This is a genomic window from Streptomyces longisporoflavus, from assembly GCF_014649775.1.
In the GTDB taxonomy this organism is placed as follows: domain Bacteria; phylum Actinomycetota; class Actinomycetes; order Streptomycetales; family Streptomycetaceae; genus Streptomyces; species Streptomyces longisporoflavus.
On the sequence record NZ_BMTR01000016.1, the window covers coordinates 204,822 to 224,534 of the forward strand.

Below are 19,713 nucleotides of genomic sequence, written 5' to 3' on the forward strand. Positions count from 1 at the left end.
CGCCCTAGACCGGAAGGCGCCGGAACACCGCCCGCGGCACGTGCCGCAGCGCCGACATGACCACCCGCAGCGCGCCGGGCACCCACACCGTCTCCGAGCGCCGCCGCAGGCCCGTCTCGATGGCCTCCGCGACCGCCTCCGGAGTGGTCGCCATCGGCGCCTCCTCCAGGCCCGCCGTCATCTTGGAGCGTACGAAGCCGGGGCGGACCACCATCACGTGCACCCCAGTGCCGTGCAGCGCGTCGCCCAGGCCCTGGGCGAAGGCGTCGAGGCCCGCCTTGCTCGACCCGTAGATGAAGTTCGTGCGGCGGGCCCGCTCGCCCGCGACCGACGAGAGCACCACCAGGGCGCCGTGCCCCTGTGCCTGGAGCGAGCGCGCGCACACCAGGCCCGCGGAGACCGCGCCGGTGTAGTTGGTCTGCGCGACCCGCACCGCCGAAAGCGGCTCGTCCTCGTCGCGTGCCTGGTCGCCGAGGATGCCGAAGGCGAGCAGCACCATGTCGATGTCGCCCTCGGCGAAGATCTTGCCGAGCACGGCCTCGTGGGACTCGGAGTCGAGCGCGTCGAAGGCGACGGTGCGGACGTCCGCGCCCAGCTCGCGCAGACCCGCGGCGGCCTTCTCCAGGCCCGGGGACGGCCGCCCGGCGAGCCACACCGTACGGGTGCGCCGCGCGACGAGGCGGCGGGCGGTGGCGAGGCCGATCTCGGAGGTGCCGCCGAGTACGAGCAGGGACTGGGGGGTGCCGAAGGCGTCCTTCATGGGACCAACTCCTGGAGTTGCTAGAGGGCGAGGCGGCGCGAGAGGTCCGAACGGAACAGGCCACGCGGGTCGAGGTCGGCCCGCAGCGCGCGGAAGTCGTCGAGCCGCGGATACATCGCGGCGAGCATCTCGGGCCGCAGGCGGGAGTCCTTGGCGAGGTAGACGCGGCCGTCCGACGCGGCGACCTCCTCGTCGAGCTCGTCCAGGAAGACGCCGAGGCCCGGCAGGTTCGCCGGGATGTCCAGGGCCAGGGTCCAGCCGGGCATCGGGAAGGACAGCCAGCCCGGATCGCCTTCTCCGAAGCGCTTCAGTACGGCGAGGAACGACGGGCAGCCGCGGTCCGAGATGCGCCGCACGATGCGCCGCAGGGCCTCCTCCTTGCCGTACCCGACGACGAATTGGTACTGCACGAAGCCACCGCGGCCGTACACGCGGTTCCAGTGCGGGACGCCGTCCAGGGGGTGGAAGAACGTCGACATCTTCTGCAGCTCGCCCACCCGGAGGCGGGGCGCCTTGCGGTACCAGAGCTCGTTGAAGAGGCCCACCGACTTCCGGCCGAGCAGCCCTTCGGGCAGGAAGTCCGGGGCGGCGGGCAGCCTGCCGGGGCGGAACGCCAACGGGTCTCTGCGCGCGCGTGGCGGCAGGGCGTCCAGGGGAGCGTGGTCGCCGCGGGTGAGCACCGCGCGGCCCATCGACGCACCGCGCGCGAGGAGGTCGATCCAGGCGACCGAGTAGCGGTAGCGGTGGTCGGTGGCGGTGAGACGGGCCATCAGGTCGTCCAGGTCGGTGGCGCGCTCCGTGTCCACCGTCATCAACGACGTCTCGACCGGCTGCAGTTGCAGCGTCGCGGCGAGGATCACGCCGGTCAGACCCATGCCGCCCGCCGTCGCGTCGAAGAGGGGGGTGCCGCTCTCGACCGCCCGCACCTCGCCGTCGGCGGTGAGCAGTTCCACGGCCATGACGTGGCGCGAGAAGGACCCGGACCCGTGGTGGTTCTTGCCGTGGATGTCCGTGCCGATCGCGCCGCCGACCGTCACATAGCGGGTCCCCGGCGTGACGGGCACGAACCAGCCGAGCGGGAGCAGGACTTCCATCAGATGGTGCAGGGAGACCCCGGCGTCGCACAGGACGGTGCCCGCGTCCGCGTCGATGGCGTGGATGCGGTCCATGCCGGTCATGTCGAGGACCGCGCCGCCCGCGTTCTGCGCGGCGTCGCCGTAGGCCCGCCCGAGGCCCCTGGCGATGCCGCCACGCTCCCCGCAGGCCTCTAGGGCGGCCACGGCCTCCTCGGGCGAACGGGGGCGGATCAGACGGGCCGTGGAGGGCGCGGTGCGTCCCCAGCCCGACACGGACACGGTCTCGGGCGTCGCCATGGGCGCGGCCTCGGGCGTCGTCGCGGTTGCGGAGTCGGCAGGCATAGGCGTGACCGTATCGCCCGACTAAGAGCAGTTTGCTCATATACGTCTAGGCTCTCACCGAAATGGGTGATTGATAGAGTGTCGTCCTATATTGACGTAAATATTGAGAGGTTACCTAGGAAGGTCGGGAGGTCAGGTTTTCGAAGTCCCCGTAGAGGGAGGCCACATGCACGACATGGACCACCGGCTGCTGTCGGCCCTGCGCGACTGCGGCTCCGACGCGCGCGTGGCCGCCGCCGCACGGGGCCTGTCCCGGGCCGGCGAGCACGCCGCCCTCTGGCTCGCCGCGGGGCTCGCCGGCGCCGCGGTCGACCGCGAGCGGCGCGGCACCTGGCTGCGTGCCACGGCGCTTACCGCCGCGGCACACCTGGCCAGCATGGGCGTCAAGCGGGTCGTACGGCGCCCGCGACCCGGCGGCGGCACGGGCGCGGAGCCCCTCGTCAGGACCGCGGGTCGGCACTCCTTCCCCAGTTCGCACGCCACTTCGGCCGCCGCGGCCACCGTCGCGTACGGCGCGCTGAGCCCGCTCGGAGCCCGCGTCGTCCCGCCGCTCGCCGCCGCGATGTGCGTCTCGCGGATGGTCGTCGGCGTCCACTACCCGAGCGACGTGGCGGCGGGCGCTGCCCTCGGCGCCGTCACCGCGCGCGTGGGCTCCGCCTGGATGAACGGGGGCCGCACGCATGGCTGACGAGACCGCCCTGCTCGAACGCCCGCAGCCGCCCCGGCCCCCGGGGACGAGTCCCCTCGCCCTGCCGCTGGGCCTCCTGAAGACCGCGCGCCCCCGCCAATGGGTGAAGAACGTCCTGGTGGTCGCGGCCCCCGCCGCGGCCGGAGAGCTCTTCTCGCGCCACTCGCTGACGCAACTCGCCCTGGTGTTCGCGCTGTTCACGGCCGCCGCGTCCGCCGTGTACCTGATCAACGACGCGCGCGACGCCGACGCCGACCGCGCCCACCCCACCAAGTGCCGCAGGCCGGTCGCCGCAGGCCAGGTGCCGGTGACGGTCGCCTACACGGTCGGCGGGCTGCTCGCCGTACTCGCGCCGGTGGCGGCCGCCGCGCTCTGCACGCCCCTGACGGCGGGTCTCCTCGCCGCCTACGTGGCGATGCAACTGGCCTACTGCGTCAGCCTCAAGCACGTCCTCGTCGTCGATCTCGCCGTCGTCACCACCGGCTTCCTGATGCGCGCCATGATCGGGGGAGTGGCCCTCGGTATCCCGCTCTCGCGCTGGTTCCTGATCACCACGGGCTTCGGCGCGCTCTTCATGGTCTCCGCCAAGCGCTACTCCGAAGCCGTCCAGATGTCCGGGAAAGCGGGCGCCACGCGCGCGTTGCTCACCGAATACACCACCGGCTACCTCCGCTTCGTCTGGCAGCTGGCCGCCGGGGTCGCCGTCCTCGCGTACTGCCTGTGGGCCATGGAGAGCGGCGGCACCGCCACCGGCGGCTCGCTGCCCTGGCGGCAGCTCTCGATGGCCGCCTTCGTGCTCGCGGTCCTGCGGTACGCCGTGTTCGCCGACCGGGGCACGGCGGGCGAGCCCGAGGACGTCGTCCTGCGCGACCGTGCCCTTGCCGTCATCGGCCTGGTGTGGATCGCGATGTACGGCCTCGCGGTCGCCGACTGGTGAGGGCCCCCAGGGTGAGCGCGTTCCGGGAGCGGCTGCGGGCCATGGGCCCCGAACTGCTCGGCTTCGCGGCCGCCGGGATCTGCGCGTACGCCGTCGACCTCGGTCTCTTCATCTGGCTGCGCGGCCCGGTCGGTCTCGACCCGCTGACCGCCAAGGCGCTGTCCTTCGTGGCCGGCTGCACGGTCGCGTACGCGGGCAACGCGCTGGGCACCTACCGGCAGCGCGAGGGGGCCGGAGTGTCGCGAGCCTCGCGTCTTCGCCAGTACGGGATCTTCTTCGCCGTCAATATCGCGGGCGCCGCGGTGCAGCTGCTCTGCATCACCGTGTCTCACTATGGCCTGGGCCTCACCTCGCAGCGCGCCGACACTGTCTCCGGGGCGGGAGTCGGTATGGCACTCGCCACTGTGCTGCGTTTCTGGGGCACCCGGACCTTGGTCTTCCGTTCAGCGGGCAGGGAGGCATCATGGACTGGCTGAAAAAGCTCCCCGGCATCGGCCCCCGGGTGGAGCGCCTGATGCGCACGCACGCGTGGAGCGCGTACGAGCGGCTCGACAGCGTGCACTGGACCCGCCTCGCGGCCGCGATGACGTTCATCAGCTTCCTGGCGCTGTTCCCGCTGATCACCGTCGCCGCGGCGGTCGCCGCCGCGACGCTCTCCAAGGGCCAGCAGAACAAGCTGGAGGACACCATCTCCCAGCAGGTCCCCGGCATCGCCGACCAGCTGGACCTCGACGCCCTGGTCGCCAACGCGGGCACCGTCGGTCTCGTCGCCGGCGCCCTGCTGCTCTTCACCGGCATCGGCTGGGTCGGCTCGATGCGGGAGTGCCTGCGGGCCGTCTGGGAGCTGGAGGACACCGAAGAGAACCCCGTCATGCGCAAGATCAAGGACGCCGGGGTGCTCTTCGGGCTCGGCGGCGCGGGCCTCGCGTCCGTCGCCGCCTCCACCCTCGCGTCGACCGCGGTGGGCCGGAGCGCCGAGCTCGTCGGGGTGTCCGAGGGCGGCTGGGGCGGCGTGCTGTTGCAGGCGGCGGCGTTCGCCATCGCCGTCTTCGCGGACTTCCTGCTGCTGCTCTACGTCCTGACACTGCTGCCGGACGTCCAGCCGCCGCGCCGCCACCTGTTCACCGCCGGACTGATCGGCGCCGCCGGTTTCGAGCTGCTCAAGCTGCTGATCGGCGGCTACATCAAGGGCGTCGCGGCGAAAAGCATGTACGGCGCCTTCGGAGTGCCCGTCGCACTGCTCCTGTGGATCAACTTCACGGCAAAGCTCCTGCTGTTCTGCGCCGCCTGGACGGCGACGCGGAAACAGGGACAGACCGAAGAAGAACCGCGGGAGCAGACCGGCGAAGAGCCGCGGGAACAGAAGCGGGAAGAGAAGCGGGAAGAAAGCGGCTCCGTCAGCGGCGGGTCTTCCGCCGCACCAGGTCCGGCAGCGGCATCCGGCGGCTGATCACGAACCACCCGGCGGCGACGAGCGCGAGCACGCCGCCCACGACCCCGAGCGCGACGCCGACGCCGCTGCCCGACTCCTTGTCGGAGGCGTGCGCCACGTTCTTCGCCGAGTCCGAACCGCTCTTCCCGGCGCCGGGAGCACCCTTGCCGCTGCCCGTGGCCGCACTCTTCGGGGCGACCAGTTCGCCGACCGGCTCGACCTTGCCCGAGGCCTTGAAGCCCCAGTCCAGGAGGCGCGCGGTCTCCTTGTAGACCGCGTGCTGCTCCCCGGAGTCGGGGTTCATGACGGTCACCAGGAGCACCTTGCCGTCGCGCTCGGCGACACCGGTGAAGGTGTTGCCCGCGTTCGTGGTGCTGCCGTTCTTGACGCCCGCGATGCCCTTGTAGGGATCGAGACCGATGTCACCCGTAAGAAGTCGGTTGGTGTTCTTGATCGCGAAGGACCCGCGCTTCTTCTTGCCCTTGTCCTTGCCCTTCGTGACCTTCTTGGTCTCGCCGGGGAACTTGGCGGTGGCCGTCGAGCAGTACTCGCGGAAGTCCGCCTTCTGCAGCCCGGAGCGGGCGAAGAGCGTCAGGTCGTACGCGGAGGAGACCTGCCCCTTCTCGTCGTAGCCGTCCGGGCTGACCACGTGCGTGTCCAGCGCCTGCAACTCCTCGGCGTGCGACTGCATGTCCTTGACGGTCTGCGGGACGCCGCCGTTCATCGCCGAAAGAACGTGCACGGCGTCGTTGCCCGACTGCAGGAAGACGCCGAGCCACAGGTCGTGGACCGTGTACGTCTCGTTCTCCTTGACGCCGACCATGCTGCTGCCCGCGCCGATGCCCGCCAGGTCGGATGGCTCGACCTTGTGCTTCTGCGACTTGGGGAACTTCGGCAGGACCGTGTCCGCGAAGAGCATCTTCAGGGTGCTCGCCGGGGCCAGCCGCCAGTGCGAGTTGTGCGAGGCGAGCACCTCGCCCGTCTCGGCGTCCGAGACCATCCAGGAGCGCGCCGAAAGCTCCTTGGGGAGCACGGGCGCGCCCGCCTTGAGGCTCACCTGGGTGCCGGGCTCGCCGAGCTTGGTGCCGCCGACGGTCGACATCGACGCGGGCGGCTTGGGCTTGTCCTCACCTCCCGGCTTGTCGTCCGCCCATGCGGGAGCTGTGGTCGACATGGTCAGCAATGCGGCGGAAGTGACCAACAAGGCGGTCTTTTTTACGGCAGGCACGGACGAGAACGTACATGGCGCCGCTGTGGAAGTCGCCGCCGAGGTAGCCGCGAAGGTGGGCTGCGTCACGGACTCCCCGTCCGGCGCGCCGCCCGGCTCCCCACCCCGGCGGCGCCGCGGAATGGAGGCTCGCGATACTGAACGCATGAAGCTCAGCCGCCCGGTCTCCTGGTTCCTGCTCGCCTTCGGTGTGTGGAGCTGGTTCATCTGGATCACTTTCGTCAAGAACCTGTGGAAGGACGGCAGTGGGCTCGCCTTCGATGACGCAGGCGACCCGACCGCGTACTTCTGGGTCCACCTGACGCTCGCCGTCGCCTCCTTTGTCTTGGGGACGGTGGTAGGGGCCATCGGGTTGCGCGGAGTCCGTGCTCTGCGCCGTACGTCATAACTGATCGGTCATTCTTCGAGGGGCGCGCTCCGTGGTCATCCTGTTCGTGTTGGCCGGTATCGCCGCGCTCGCGGCCCTTGCCGGAATGCAGTGGTACGCGTGGCGTCGCCTGGTGCGGGACACCACGGCACGGCCGGGGTTCGCCCGGCGCGCGGGCATCGTGGTCTTCGTCGCGGGGCCGCTGCTGATGTTCGCGGCGGTCGCGAGCGAGCGGGCCGGGGCGCCGTTCTGGCTCCAGCAGGTGCTTGCCTGGCCGGGCTTCATGTGGATGGCGCTGTCCATCTACCTCGTGCTCGCGCTCCTTGTGGGCGAGCTCGTACGGCCCTTCTTCTTGCGCCGCCGTTCGAAACCCGCTTCTACGGAGAGCGCCGGTTCCGCGGAATCCGTACAGGACGGCGCTCCCGCACCGGCGGAGGCGCGGCCGGGGCCCGCCCCCTCGCGTCGCCTCTTCGTCTCCCGGATCGTCGGCGGTACCGCCGCGGCCGTCGCCGTCGGAACGGTGGGCCACGGAACGTACGGCGTCCTGAGCGGCCCGCGGGTGAAGCGCGTCACCGTGCCGCTGGCCAAGCTGCCGCGCGGTGCGCACGGGTTCCGGATCGCGGTGGTCAGCGACATCCACCTGGGGCCGATCCTGGGGCGCGGCTTCACCCAGCGTGTGGTCGACACGATCAACGGCACCCAGCCCGACCTGATCGCGGTCGTCGGTGACCTGGTCGACGGCAGCGTCGAGGACCTGGGGCCCGCCGCCGCGCCGCTCGCCCAGCTGCGCGCCCGGCACGGAACGTACTTCGTCATCGGCAACCACGAGTACTTCTCGGGAGCCGCGCAGTGGGTCGATCACGTACGCGAACTGGGTCTGCGCCCCCTGGAGAACGCCCGCACCGAACTGCCCGGCTTCGACCTCGCGGGCGTGGACGACGTGGCGGGCGAGAGCGAGGGGCGCGGGCCCGACTTCGCCAAGGCGCTCGGCGACCGTGACCGCTCGCGGGCCTCCGTCCTGCTGGCCCATCAGCCGGTCGTCATCCATGACGCCGTCAAGCACGGCGTTGACCTCCAGCTCTCCGGGCACACCCACGGCGGGCAGCTGTGGCCGGGCAATTTCATCGCCGATCTGGCCAACCCGACGCTCGCCGGCCTTGAGCGGTACGGCGATACGCAGCTGTATGTCACGCGGGGCGCCGGTGCGTGGGGGCCGCCTGTGCGGGTTGGGGCGCCGTCCGACGTCACGGTCGTCGAACTGGCCTCCCGCCAGGCGTAATCGCGCATTGGTTCGATGGGGCACGGGCCTGGCTGGATACAGTCGGGCCAGAGGGTGACGGTGTGACATCGAGCACTACCTCTGCGCAGCATTAAGTGTCGGAAGTGTGTACGGTTCTTGGCGCTTTGGTGTGCCCTAGGGGGAACGTTGTTGAGACGTCAGGCTTTCCGGCTGCCACCGCATCCGGCATCCGTCTCGCTCGCCCGGCTCCGTGTGCACGACCATCTGGCCGCCTGGGGGCACAAGGAGGAGAGCGCGGCACTGGACGACGCGGTGCTCCTCGTGTCGGAGCTGGTGACGAACGCCGTCTGCCACGGGCGCGTCCAGGAACGGGAGTTCGAGGTCGCCGTCACGGTGCTTTCCGACGGCGACTGCTTCATAGAGGTGTCCGACGAGAGCCCGGCCAGCCCGCAGCTGCGGGAAATGGGCCCCTTGGAGGAGAGCGGCCGCGGCCTGCGCCTGCTGGACAACATCGCGGAGGCGTGGGGCGTCTGGCAGCGGGGGCGGCACGGGAAGACGGTGTGGGCGCTGGTCAGGGCCTGAGGGTCTGAGTGCCTGAGTGCCTGAGTGCCTGAGGGCCTGAGGGTCTGAGGGTCTTTCGACGCAGCAGCCCGGCGCCCCGCCCCCTGACTACCGGGCTTCCCGCCCACCCGATCACCTCGCGGGCAGAGTGACCGTGACCGTAAGCCCCGCCCCCGGCGCCGTCTCCACCCCCACCTCGCCGCCGTGCGCCGCGACCACCCCCTGCACGATCGCCATCCCGAGGCCGCTGCCCGCACCTCCGCCCGCGCGGAAGAACCGGTCGAACACGCGCGCCGCGTCCTCCTCGGCGAGGCCCGGACCCCGGTCGGCGACGCGCAGCCGCACCACCCCGTCCCGCCGCTCCACGCCCAGCGTGACCGGGGTGTCGGCGGGCGTGTGGACGCGTACGTTGGCAAGGAGATTGCCGAGCACCTGGCGCAGCCCGGACTCGTCGGCGCGGACAAGGACCGCACCCTCGGCGCGGACCGCGAGCGGGCGCTCCGGCTCCTGCACCCGCAGATCGTCGGCGGCATCCCGTACGAGACGGCTCAGGTCGACGTTCCGGAAGCGAAGCTCCGGCTGCTGGTCCAGGCGGGCCAGGATGAGCAGCTCGTCCACGAGGCGGCCCATCCGGTCGGTCTCGGCGATGACGCGGCTCCACGCGCGCGTGCGTTCCGCCGGATCGCGGAGCATCCCCTTGTCGTACAGCTGGAGATAGCCGCGGATCGCCGACAAAGGCGTACGCAGTTCGTGCGAGGCGTCGGCGACGAAGCGGCGCAGCTGTGCCGAGCTGCGTTCGCGGGTCTCGAAGGCGGACTCGACCTGATGAAGCATGGAGTTGAGGGCGACGCGCAGCTGCTCGGTCTCCGTGGCCGGGGCGCGGCTCGACGGAACGCGCCTGGTCAGATCCCCGTCGGCGATGGCCGACGCGGTCTCGACCATGTCCTCCAGGGGGCGGAGCCGGTGGTGCGCGGAGATCATCGTCAGGACGGCGAGCAGCCCGAGGAGGACCACTCCGAAGGCGGCGTCGAGCTTGAGCGCCTTCTTGACGCCCGACTCCACGTCCTGCGTGTCGGCCGCCATGAGGACCGTCGTACCGTCGGCGAGCTCCGCGCCCACCATGCGGTGCGCGTCGCCGTCCAGCGTGACGTCCTGCGGCTCGGAGCCGGCGGCGACCGCCTCGGGGTCGTCCACGGCGGCGGCCAGGGTGCGCTGGCGCGAGGTCGGGGCGAGTGTGCCGATGGCGATGGGGTCGCCCCGCTCGTCCACCGCCACGAACAGCGTGTCCCCGCGCGGGAGCGCGCTCGCCCGCTCCCTGCCGCCCGGCGAGAGCTTGTCGAGCGCGATGCCGAGCTCGCTGAGCTGCTCGACGTCCTTCATGGTGAGCCCGGTGCTCAGCAGCGAACTGCGGGACTGCTGCAACTCGGCGTCCACGTTGTCGAGCAGATAGTGGCGCATGCCCATGACACTGACGCCGGTCGCCACGATGACGCCGAGCGCGAGCAGGACGACGTTCACCCACGTCAGCTTGGCGCGCAGCGAACTCATCCCGCGGTGCGCAGGCTTCATGCCGGTGCGCGCACGCCTCATGCCAGGCCGTACCCGACACCCCGCCGGGTGGTGATCACCGGAGGACCCAGCGCGTTCAGCTTGCGCCGCAGATAGCTGATGTAGGTCTCCACGACGGTCGACTCGGCCGGGTGTTCGTACTGCCACACATGGCGCAGGAGCTGCTCCTTGGGCACCACACGCCCGCCGTTGCGGACCAGGAAGCGCAGCAGGGCGTACTCGGTGGGCGTGAGCTGCGCGGAGCGGCCCTGCCTGCGCACCACGTACGTCGTCTCGTCCAGCTCCAGGTCGCCGTGGCGCAGCGGCGGGCGCTGCGGCAGCACGTCGAAGGACCTGGTGCGGCGCAGGACCGCGCCGACGCGGGCGATGACCTCGTCGATGTTGAACGGCTTGGTGATGTAGTCGTCGCCGAGGCCGAGGGCGCCCACGACCTCCGCGGGCGCGTCCCGCGCGGTCAGGAAGAGCAGGGCCGTTCCGGGGTGCCGGTCGCGGAGTTCCCCGGCCAGCGCGCGGCCGTCGCCGTCCGGCAGCATCACGTCGAGGAGCGCCACATCGGGCCGGGTGCGTCCGGCGAGCGCGAGGGCCTCGCGCACGGTGCCCGCCACCATGACGTCGAAGCGGTGATAGCGCAGGGCGATGGCGAGCACGTCGGCGATGCTCGGCTCGTCCTCGACGACCAGGACGGTGGCCGCGGCGCCCGGGGCGCCCGGTCCTCCGACATCTGTTCCCTGCTGGCCTTCGGCGTGGCTCATGCCCCCAGTATCGGCGCGCTCGTTGTACGAAGTCTCGGGCCGTGCCTTGGAGTTGCTTGAGAATCATGGGCGCGCCCCGCCGCCGAAGCGCGGCGTTGCCGATGCTGAGGCTCCTGAACGCATGGGCCCGGGGGACCTGACGACGCGAAGGAGGAGTGGATCGTGGCGGCATTGGCGCGGTGGTGTTATCGGCACCGCCTGGTGGTCCTTGTGCTGTGGGTCGGAGCTTTGTTCGGTCTGGGGGCCGCCGGAACCTCGGCGGGCACCGACTACTCGAATGTGTTTTCCCTGCCGGACACGGATTCCAAGCGCGCGTACGACCTGATGACGAAGGCCTTCCCGGAGAGCTCCGGGGACACCGACACGGTGGTCTGGCGCGTCGACGAGGGCGCGTCGGCCCGTGACGCGGACGTACGGTCCCGCGTCGGCCCCGCGCTAGAGGAGATCGCCGGCATGAAGGGCGTCGGCGAGGTCGTGAGCCCGTACGCGTCCAAGGAGGCGGGCGCGGCGCAGATCAGCGAGAACGGGCGCATCGCCTACGCGCGCGTGACCTTCGCCGAGGAGGCGAACTCGGTCCCCAAGGAACTCGTCCAGGACGTCGTGGACACGGCCCAGCGCGCCGAACGCTCCGGCCTCCAGGTCGAACTGGGCGGCCAGGCGATCACCCGCATCCAGGAGCCGCCCACCGGCATCGCCGAGACGGTCGGCATCGCGGCCGCCGCCGTCGTCCTCTTCCTGGCCTTCGGCTCGCTCTTCGCGATGCTCCTGCCGATCGTCATCGCGGTCTTCGGAGTGGGCCTCGGCATGCTCTCGACGATGCTGCTCAGTCATGTCACGGACATCCCCGAAGTGGCCCCGCTGCTCGGCTCGCTCATCGGCCTCGGCGTCGGCATCGACTACGCCCTCTTCATCGTCACCCGGCACCGGCGCGGCATCCTGCGCGGCATGGAGCCCGAGGCGTCCGCAGTGCAGGCCCTGAACACCGCGGGCCGGGCGGTGCTCTTCGCGGGCGGCACGGTGTGCATCGCGCTCGCCGGAATGCTGGTGATGAACATGCGCTTCCTGGACGGTGTGGTCATCGCGGCCTCCCTGACGGTGGTCCTGAGCGTCCTCGCGGCCATCACCCTGCTGCCCTCGCTCCTCGGCCTCCTCGGCCCCAAGGTGCTCAGCCGCAGGCAGCGGCGCCGCCTCGCCGTGACGGGACCGGAGCCCGCCGAGGCGAGCGGCCTCGCGGCGCGATGGTCCTCGTACGTCCAGAAGCGACCTCGCTCGATAGCGGCACTCGCCTTCGTGGTGATGGCCTTCCTGGCGCTCCCGCTGCTCTCCCTGCGGCTCGGCGCGACCGACCAGGGCAACCACCAGGAGTCGACGACGACCCGGCAGGCGTACGACATGCTGGCCGACGGATTCGGTCCGGGCTTCAACGGTCCGCTCCAAGTAGTGGCCGAAGAGGCCGACACCGGAAACCTGGTGGCGACCATCCGCGAGACGGAGGGCGTCGCCACGGTGGCGGCGGCTCCGCCCGCGGACGGCATCTCGGTCATCAACGTCGTCCCGACCACTTCCCCCCAGTCCGAGGAGACGGACCGACTCATCGACCGGCTACGGGACGACGTGATCCCCGAAGCCGGAGTCGAGGCCCACGTAGGCGGCGTCACCGCCGTCTTCAAGGACTTCGCCGCGGTGACGGGCGACCGGCTGCCCTACTTCGTGGGTGCGATCATCGCGCTCGGCTTCCTCCTGCTCCTCATCGCGTTCCGCTCCCTCGTGGTGCCGCTGACGGCCGCCCTGATGAACCTGATCGCGGCGGCGGCGTCCTTCGGTGTCCTGGTGGCGGTCTTCCAGTGGGGCTGGGGGACGGAGCTGCTCGGCGTCGGCAAGGAGGGGCCGATCACCGCCTTCCTGCCCGTCATCATGCTGTCGCTGCTCTTCGGGCTCTCGATGGACTACCAGGTGTTCCTGGTGAGCCGCATGCACGAGGAATGGGTGCACACGAAGGACAACGCCCGCGCCGTACGGGTGGGGCTCGCCGAGACGAGCAGGGTCATCAACTGCGCGGCCCTGATCATGATCTGCGTCTTCTCCGCGTTCGTCCTGAGCGGCGACATGGAGGGCGCGATGGCGGGCATCGGCCTCGCGGCGGCGGTCGCCCTGGACGCGTTCATCCTGCGCACGGCCCTGGTCCCGGCCGCCATGCATCTGCTCGGCCGCGCCAACTGGTGGCTCCCCGCGGGCCTGGAGAAGCGCCTTCCGCACCTGGCGGTGGAGCCGCGGGAGCCCGAGCCGGCCGTCCCGGAGCCGGAATACGTCCCCCACGCGCGCGTGCCGGAGTCCCACGACGAAGGCGGCGCCTCCGTAGTGCACGGTTTCATCCGTACGACGGAGGGTGAGCCGGTGGAGGGCGCGGTCCTGACCCTCCTCTCCAGGGGTGGCAGTCGCCTTGACCGCGTCACTTCCCTCGCGGACGGCTCGTACATCGTCGCGGCTCCGTCGGCGGGCGCGTACCTCCTTGCCGCGACGGCTCCCGGCTACGAGGCCCGCGCGCGGCACATCACGGTCGCGGACGGGCCGCTGGTGTACGACGTGGAGCTGGCGCAGGGTGAGATGGACGCGGTGAACTAGCCGGCGGACGACTGGCCTGTGGGTCCGGGCCGGACGGTCCGGACCCTCGGCAGCCCCGTCACGGCCATCACCAGGGAGTACAGCGAGGTCGTCGCCGTGATGAAGAGCCGGTTGTTCTTCGGCCCGCCGAAGGCGATGTTGGAGACGGCCTCGGGGACCGTGATCCGCCCGATGAGGGTGCCGTCGGGGTCGTAGCAGTGCACGCCGTCCTCAAGGGCGGCGGCCCACAACCGTCCGCCGTCGTCGAAGCGGATGTTGTCGAAGCCGGAGTCCTTGGACTCGGCGAAGACGACGCCGTCCGACAGAGTCCCGTCGTCGCGCACGTCGAAGACGCGGATCCGGGCGGCACGGGAGTCGGACACGTACAACTGCCGCTCGTCCGGCGAGAAGACGAGCCCGTTCGGCCCGTCGAAGCCGTCCGCGACGATCCGCACGGCACCGGTGACGGGATCGATCCGGTAGACGTGGCAGCCACCGATCTCGGCGGCCGCACGATGACCCTCGTAGTCACTGGTGATACCGAAGTCGGGGTCGGAGAACCACACCGAACCGTCGGAGCGGACCACGGCGTCGTTCGGGCTGTTGAACCGCTTGCCCTCGAAACGGTCGGCGAGGACGGTGACGCGGCCGTCGTGCTCGGTGCGGGTGACGCGCCGGTTGCCCTGCTCGCAGCAGATCAGGCGCCCCTCGCGGTCGAGGGTGTTGCCGTTGACGTACCCGGCGGGCGTGCGGAAGACGCCGACGGCGCCGGTCGTCTCGTCCCAGCGCAGCAGCCGGTCGTTGGGGATGTCGCTCCAGACGAGCTGGCGCCAGGCGGGGAGGTAGAGCGGCCCTTCGGCCCACCGGCAGTCGTCGTAAAGCACTTCGAGTTTGGCGTCCCCGTTGGCACACCGTCCGGTGCGGAAGCGGTCGTCCAGGATCTCGTACGACGTCGGGACTTTCTGGGAAGGCATGACGACCCCTGTCTGACGGAGTGAGGGTATGACTGAATCACATTCTGTAGTACGAGGATATTGCAGTACGAGATATGGTGTACGTCAAGAGTGATCGGGTGCGGAAGACAGGAGCACGACCGATGGACGACACCGACCGAGAGCTGCTGGCGCTGCTGCAACAGGACGCCGCCCAGTCGTACGCGAACCTGGGCAAGGCGGTAGGCCTGTCGGCGGGCGCGGCTCATGAACGGGTGCGCAAACTGCGCGAGCGCGGAGTGATCCGCCGCACGACGATCGACGTGGACCCGGCGGCGGTGGGCCGCGGGGTGCTGGCCTTCGTCATGGTCGACTCGACGGCGTGGATGGGGGACCGGGCGGCGGACTTCGCCGCGATCCCCGAGATCCAGGAGGCGCACGTCATCGCGGGCGCGGCAAGCGTCCTGGTGAAGGTCCGCACGGGGACGACGGAGCAACTCCAGGACGTGCTGCGGCGGCTGTACGCGATCGACGGGGTGAGCGGTACTCAGGCGACGGTGTCGCTGGAGACGTTCTTCGAGAGGGAGGTGTCGCCGACCCTCGTGGCCGACGGCTAGCTCCGAGCCAGCTCGGGCCGCTTGCGATAGTCGGTGAACCCGATGACGTTCCCCCACGGATCGGCGACCTCGACGGTCCACCCGGTGGCCACGGAGGCGGCGGGCGCGAGCGGCTGGATCCCGGCGGCCTCAAGGGCCCGCCCGGCAGCCCGCGCGTCCCCCACCTCTAGCCACACCCGCGGCGCGGTCCACGCCACCGGCCGGTGCTCGACCCCGTCCTCCACCCGCAGCAGAATCCCGGGCGTCTCCTTGCCCACCTTCAGGATGGCGAGCCCGATCTCGTCGATCCGATGCGTCACGGGGAACCCGGCGCGCTCGTAGAAGCTGACGGCTTCTTCGAGATCACCGACGGGGAAGAGGACGTTGTCGAAGCCGAGCAGTACGGTCGACGGATCTTCGGTCGACGGGTCACCGGATTGACGAACGGACTGCTCAACGGACAGGCCGACCGACTGGTTGTCTGACATACCGTCAGAATAGGGCGGTTGTCACGTATTCAGCCGCACTCTCAACATTTGACCGCCAAATGGACGCTGGCATCACCCCGCTGGGGTGCTCAGCGGCTGATCCACGGCATCTCCGGGCGTATCGCCGGATCTGTGCTGCCTGGTGACAAACCTATTGCACGTGCTCACGAAAGTGGGTACCCGGATGGTCGAGAATCCACTGCAGCATCTCGGAGTACAGGACGATGGAATCGTAGTTAGTGTCCACGACACCCAGGAGGCCGGGGATGGTGTGCTGAAGGAAGGCGTCTCTGCATGAAACGTTCTCGTATTCGATCAGCGCAGCCTTGAATTCGCCGATCGTTTCTTCGATGGATGAAAGTTCCTCGGGTTCGAAATCGATAACAGCTTCCTCTGACGTATCTAGTCCAACAATGCCGCCTCCTACCTCAAATCGTTGAAAGTCTGAAAGGTCTTCAAGTCTTCGCAATTCCTGAATTCGACTCAGGAATCGATCCCAGTCCGAGGAGGCTGTGAATAGAATCATCGTATCCCTCATGGTGCAATCACCTGCATGAGGGTCTCTTTATCCCGGGTGACCATTATGCCTGCCTCCTCTAGCGATTTGATCACTGACCCGCGCCCCTTCGGTAGATATACGATGACTGGATAATCCGTAAGGCTCTGGGTGTTAAGCGCCTGCTTTAGGGCGCCCTTTCCGGATCCGTCCTTGACTTGAATTACTGCGTTTCCGGTCACGATATCGAAGTCAGTGAGGGGCTTTCCGTCGGCTCCCACGATATCCACACCTTGGGCCTTCATGTGCCCTGGGTAGCGTGCGTGGATCTCATCCGCGAGCTCTGGGACGAGAGGGTCGTCGCCCTTGCCTGTAACCCACGGCCTGCAGGGAGTGAGTCCATGCGGGTCCACCCACATGTGCGGGTTGTTGACGTATGCAACTGGGTTGGGGGCAGGCTCCAGTCCGAGTGGGTCGGGGCTGGCGTAGCGACCGGTTTCGGGATCATAGTGGCGAAAGTAATTGTAGTGTAGCTCCGTTTCGGGGTCGAAATACTGGCCTGGGAAACGCAGCGGTGTATACGTGATGCTTCTGGCGGCCCAAGCCGTTGTGCCCCAGAGTGAGCTACGGGCCCGCCAGGCGATTTCGCCGTTTTCGTCAATCAATTCACTGGGAGAACCGACAAGGTCGGTGATAATGGAGAAGAATCTGGAATCAATCTCCTCCTGAGGGGCCTCGGTCGCGGATATGCTTTCGGTCTGGAGGATAGGGGTCAATCCCTGGTGTTCCCATGTGAGAGTGACGAGTGCCGGCAATTCATCTGCGATGGTGGTCTGTTCGCACAGAATGGTGCCGTCCCAGGTGAAGACCGTTTGTTCGACGACTGTCTCACCATCGGGAGCGAAGCGTTGCTTGGCCACGCGCCGGCCAAGGGGATCGTAGCGATAGAGCCATCGGGTGCCGTCTGGAGTGGTGACGGATGTGAGGCGGTCCTCCGCATCCCAGCTGTAGCGCCAGGTGTCCGGCTTGCGGGACAACCGAGGCTTCTGGCGCAGAGTGACGCGGCCGAGCTCGTCATGCTCGTATCGGACCTGTCCTGCACGGGTGACACGGGTCCCGGCATAGTGGCGCGTTCCTGTGGCTTCGTGGCCCGGATGCAGAGAAGGCCAGTGAGCCTCAGTCTGATTACCAGCACCGTCGTAGGCGTACGTCTCCGTCCAATCGTTTCCGTGGACTGCCGTCACGCGGTCTGCCATGTCCAGGTCGTAACCTCGGGGCCCGGACAGCTGATCGTCCATGCCAAGCAGGTTGCCGTCGGCACGGTAGGTATAGGTGCGGTGCTGGATGGAGCGTTCCTCAGCGGTGACGGTCTGGCTGATGAGGCGCCCCAACTCATCGAAGCCCTGAGCCAGAGCAATGTGCGCGCCAAAACGCCTGACGACTTCTCGGCCCGTCAGATCGCGGTCGAAGTCAATGACGCGGCCGGAAGCGGTGAGCCTGGTGAGCTGATCGGCCGCATCGTAGCTCCGGGTACTGGTTGCTCCAGTGGGGGTTGTGCGGCTTATGCGGCGGCCTGTTTCGTCGAAACCATAGGTGACCGTTCGGCCGTCGGTAGTCTCGGAGAGTACTCGACCGCATTGATCCCGAACCAAAACGATGTCGCAGTCCGGCCCGGTTGCATGCATGAGGCGGCCAACCAAGTCGTAGCCGTAAGTCGTGACCGCTTCAGCCGCTTCCTTACGAATGAGCCTGCCTACGGCGTCGTGCTTGTAAGCGATGGTTTGACCGAGAGCATTGGTGCACGAGGTGAGGCGCCCTGCGGCATCGTGTGTGTACGTGATCGTGCGCTCGTCGAAGTCCGTCTCCGAAATCCGGCGTCCAGCGATGTCATACCCGTAGTTCCAGGTCAGGCCGAGGGGGTTAGTCACCTGCGTGAGTTTCAGGGAGGCATCGTACGCGAACTCATGACGAGCCCCATCCGCTGTCGTGCGGGCCGCCACCAGATCGAAATGGGTGTACTCGGTTCGTGATACCTGGCCCAGCTGATCTGTATAACTTGTGCAGTTTCCTTCGCCGTCGTAAGTCCATGATTCCGTTGTTCCGTCCGCCGAGATGCGGCTGAGGAGTCGCCCTTCAGTCGACCACATCAGCCGCATCGTGTGCCCCGTGGCATCGGTGAGACCGACAGGCCGACCCCAGGCGTCCCACCGCCAGGCTGTGGCATGGCTCATGGGGTCCACGGCATCGAGAGGCAATCCCGCCGGATTCCAACGCACACTCGTGGTGTGACCTAGCTCATTGGTGAACGTGGCAGGTTGTCCTGTTGTGGTAAATGTGCTGAACGTAACCGCTCCGGCGGGATCGATGGTGCTGGTGCAGTTTCCACGAGCGTCATAGCTATGCCGCAAGGAAGTGCCATCCGGCAATTCGATGACCGTGGGGAGGTTCAACTCGTTGTAGGCGACCCGTACGACGGCGCCATCTGGTTGGATCACCTCAACAGGTTGCCCCAACTCATTGTTCACGAGAGTTGTGGTGTGCCCGAGCTGATCCGTCCGCGCCGCGACGTGCTGGTAGGAGTCGTATGCGGTGGTGACCGTGCCGCCGAGCGGATCGATTTCGGCTACGACCAGACAGTTTTCATCTATGACTACGCGGGTGGTGGCGCCCTCCGAGGTAGCGATCTCAGTGACGAGGCAGTCGGGCCAAGCGGGATCGCGGACGTCGTAAGTGAAGGTGTTGGCCACGTGCCCCGCTGTACCTCCTTGAGCGATGCACCGGTCGTGCTCGTCATAGACGTAGCCGTAGCAGCTTTGGTTGGTGTCCTCCCACGAGGTGATACGCAGTTGTTCGTCGTACGTGAACTTCAGCGGGAGCCCCGAGGAGTTGGTGACGTCAGTAAGATTGCCGTCGGTGTAGCCGTATTGCTTGATTACTGCATCCACGCCACCTTCGCCCGCGCCCGCCAGACTAAGCACGATGACGCGCTCATCCTCGACGGTCAGTTTGAGGTGATAGCCGCCGCAGTGACGGATCCCCAATGGGACGCCAGCGGCGTCGTAGTCGATGTCTATAGCGTTGTGGTTGCGGTCGGATATCCGTGCCAGGAGCGCCTCCCCGTCGACGGGGGGAGCGAAACGACGTCGGTGGCCGGTCACCGGATCCGTGATGGAGTAGGCGCCGTCGTCCAGACGTTCAAGTGGCCAGCGCGGCCCGGACTCCGGTAGTACAGGGGCGTCTGGGCCTGTCGGGTGAGGGTAGTCGAGAAGCATGCCGTCCTCGGTGACGAACACGATTCCTTGCTGGTCGATCTCCAGGCGCTGATCGATGGTGGAGGTCCAGCTCGGCCCGAACCAGCCACCGGTGCGGTAACCGGAGGCGACACGACGGGTGAAGACCAGCGGCAGTGTACCGGGCAGAGTGACGTCGATCTCCTCCAGGAACATCTGCCCCGTGGCAGCATCCACTGGGTCGCCGCAACCCTTGATCTTGCCCTTGAGTCGATTGAATGCCCCCTTCGCGCCCTTTGTTAGCGCAGTCCGGGCCGACTTGAAACCCTTGAGCCCGGCCTTGAGGCCCTTCATGCCCTTGGCGAGGCCGCGGAGGCTGGTGAGGCCCTTCATGCCCGGGATGCAGTCCAGGGCCGCG

General features: G+C 68.6%; 18 protein-coding genes. 9 read left to right on the top strand and 9 right to left on the bottom strand.

The annotated features are described in order from the left end of the window. Nucleotides 1–4 precede the first annotated feature (4 nt). Both dprE2 and dprE1 read right to left on the bottom strand, forming a co-directional pair. A complete protein-coding gene (gene dprE2 / locus IE226_RS29950) occupies nucleotides 5–760 on the bottom strand; it encodes a decaprenylphospho-beta-D-erythro-pentofuranosid-2-ulose 2-reductase (RefSeq protein WP_190084523.1) in 756 nt (251 codons plus the stop codon). 20 nt (nucleotides 761–780) lie between these two features. Continuing rightward, nucleotides 781–2,178, bottom strand: coding sequence for a decaprenylphosphoryl-beta-D-ribose oxidase (gene dprE1 / locus IE226_RS29955; protein ID WP_190084524.1), 1,398 nt, complete (start codon nucleotides 2,176–2,178; stop codon nucleotides 781–783). Between the two features lie 166 nt (nucleotides 2,179–2,344). Here dprE1 and IE226_RS29960 point away from each other — a divergent pair, with 166 nt between their 5' ends. The 4 genes from IE226_RS29960 to IE226_RS29975 are packed head-to-tail and all read left to right on the top strand — an operon-like array spanning nucleotide 2,345 to nucleotide 5,253. Then, entirely contained in the window at nucleotides 2,345–2,866 is a 522-nt protein-coding gene (locus tag IE226_RS29960) for a phosphatase PAP2 family protein (RefSeq protein WP_190084525.1), read from the top strand. After that, nucleotides 2,859–3,803: a decaprenyl-phosphate phosphoribosyltransferase gene (locus IE226_RS29965; RefSeq protein WP_190084526.1), complete on the top strand. Its 945-nt coding sequence runs from the start codon at nucleotides 2,859–2,861 to the stop codon at nucleotides 3,801–3,803. Before IE226_RS29960 ends, IE226_RS29965 begins: the two co-directional genes overlap by 8 nt. Nucleotides 3,804–3,844: 41 nt before the next feature. Continuing rightward, a complete protein-coding gene (locus tag IE226_RS29970) occupies nucleotides 3,845–4,279 on the top strand; it encodes a GtrA family protein (RefSeq protein WP_190084557.1) in 435 nt (144 codons plus the stop codon). Continuing rightward, nucleotides 4,267–5,253, top strand: a complete 987-nt coding sequence (locus IE226_RS29975) for a YihY/virulence factor BrkB family protein (protein WP_190084527.1) — start codon at nucleotides 4,267–4,269, stop codon at nucleotides 5,251–5,253. The genes IE226_RS29970 and IE226_RS29975 overlap by 13 nt, the downstream gene beginning before the upstream one ends. On the opposite strand, the gene IE226_RS29980 is transcribed toward IE226_RS29975, so the two are convergent. After that, nucleotides 5,201–6,463: a D-alanyl-D-alanine carboxypeptidase family protein gene (locus IE226_RS29980; protein ID WP_373307059.1), complete on the bottom strand. Its 1,263-nt coding sequence runs from the start codon at nucleotides 6,461–6,463 to the stop codon at nucleotides 5,201–5,203. The genes IE226_RS29975 and IE226_RS29980 overlap by 53 nt on opposite strands. Nucleotides 6,464–6,608: 145 nt before the next feature. On the opposite strand from IE226_RS29980, the gene IE226_RS44265 reads away from it, so the two are divergent. The 3 genes from IE226_RS44265 (at nucleotide 6,609) to IE226_RS29990 (ending at nucleotide 8,652) form a co-directional block, all read left to right on the top strand. Beyond that, entirely contained in the window at nucleotides 6,609–6,851 is a 243-nt protein-coding gene (locus tag IE226_RS44265; RefSeq protein WP_160506782.1) for an SCO4848 family membrane protein, read from the top strand. A gap of 31 nt (nucleotides 6,852–6,882) precedes the next feature. Continuing rightward, nucleotides 6,883–8,109, top strand: coding sequence for a metallophosphoesterase (locus tag IE226_RS29985; protein WP_190084529.1), 1,227 nt, complete (start codon nucleotides 6,883–6,885; stop codon nucleotides 8,107–8,109). 147 nt (nucleotides 8,110–8,256) lie between these two features. Then, nucleotides 8,257–8,652 (top strand): ATP-binding protein, encoded by a 396-nt coding sequence (locus IE226_RS29990; protein ID WP_190084530.1) that lies wholly within the window; start codon nucleotides 8,257–8,259, stop codon nucleotides 8,650–8,652. A gap of 111 nt (nucleotides 8,653–8,763) precedes the next feature. On the opposite strand, the gene IE226_RS29995 is transcribed toward IE226_RS29990, so the two are convergent. Together IE226_RS29995 and IE226_RS30000 are read right to left on the bottom strand one after the other, a co-directional pair. Further along, on the bottom strand, nucleotides 8,764–10,179 hold the full coding sequence (locus tag IE226_RS29995) for a sensor histidine kinase (RefSeq protein ID WP_229871615.1): 1,416 nt from the start codon (nucleotides 10,177–10,179) through the stop codon (nucleotides 8,764–8,766). Between the two features lie 38 nt (nucleotides 10,180–10,217). Beyond that, nucleotides 10,218–10,952: a response regulator transcription factor gene (locus IE226_RS30000; protein ID WP_190084532.1), complete on the bottom strand. Its 735-nt coding sequence runs from the start codon at nucleotides 10,950–10,952 to the stop codon at nucleotides 10,218–10,220. A 171-nt stretch (nucleotides 10,953–11,123) separates the two neighbouring features. Here IE226_RS30000 and IE226_RS30005 point away from each other — a divergent pair, with 171 nt between their 5' ends. Further along, on the top strand, nucleotides 11,124–13,574 hold the full coding sequence (locus IE226_RS30005; protein ID WP_190084558.1) for an MMPL family transporter: 2,451 nt from the start codon (nucleotides 11,124–11,126) through the stop codon (nucleotides 13,572–13,574). On the opposite strand, the gene IE226_RS30010 is transcribed toward IE226_RS30005, so the two are convergent. Further along, entirely contained in the window at nucleotides 13,571–14,527 is a 957-nt protein-coding gene (locus IE226_RS30010) for an SMP-30/gluconolactonase/LRE family protein (protein ID WP_190084533.1), read from the bottom strand. The genes IE226_RS30005 and IE226_RS30010 overlap by 4 nt on opposite strands. Before the next feature lie 122 nt (nucleotides 14,528–14,649). Here IE226_RS30010 and IE226_RS30015 point away from each other — a divergent pair, with 122 nt between their 5' ends. Then, nucleotides 14,650–15,102, top strand: a complete 453-nt coding sequence (locus tag IE226_RS30015) for an Lrp/AsnC family transcriptional regulator (protein ID WP_190084534.1) — start codon at nucleotides 14,650–14,652, stop codon at nucleotides 15,100–15,102. Here IE226_RS30015 and IE226_RS30020 read toward each other — a convergent pair. The 3 genes from IE226_RS30020 to IE226_RS30030 all read right to left on the bottom strand — a co-directional run bounded on the left by IE226_RS30020 (nucleotide 15,099) and on the right by IE226_RS30030 (nucleotide 19,688). Further along, entirely contained in the window at nucleotides 15,099–15,569 is a 471-nt protein-coding gene (locus IE226_RS30020; protein WP_229871616.1) for a VOC family protein, read from the bottom strand. The two genes, IE226_RS30015 and IE226_RS30020, sit on opposite strands and share 4 nt — an antisense overlap. 151 nt (nucleotides 15,570–15,720) lie before the next feature. Further along, a complete protein-coding gene (locus IE226_RS30025; protein WP_190084535.1) occupies nucleotides 15,721–16,107 on the bottom strand; it encodes a hypothetical protein in 387 nt (128 codons plus the stop codon). Then, on the bottom strand, nucleotides 16,104–19,688 hold the full coding sequence (locus IE226_RS30030) for a DUF6531 domain-containing protein (RefSeq protein ID WP_190084536.1): 3,585 nt from the start codon (nucleotides 19,686–19,688) through the stop codon (nucleotides 16,104–16,106). Before IE226_RS30030 ends, IE226_RS30025 begins: the two co-directional genes overlap by 4 nt. Between the last annotated feature and the right edge of the window lie 25 nt (nucleotides 19,689–19,713).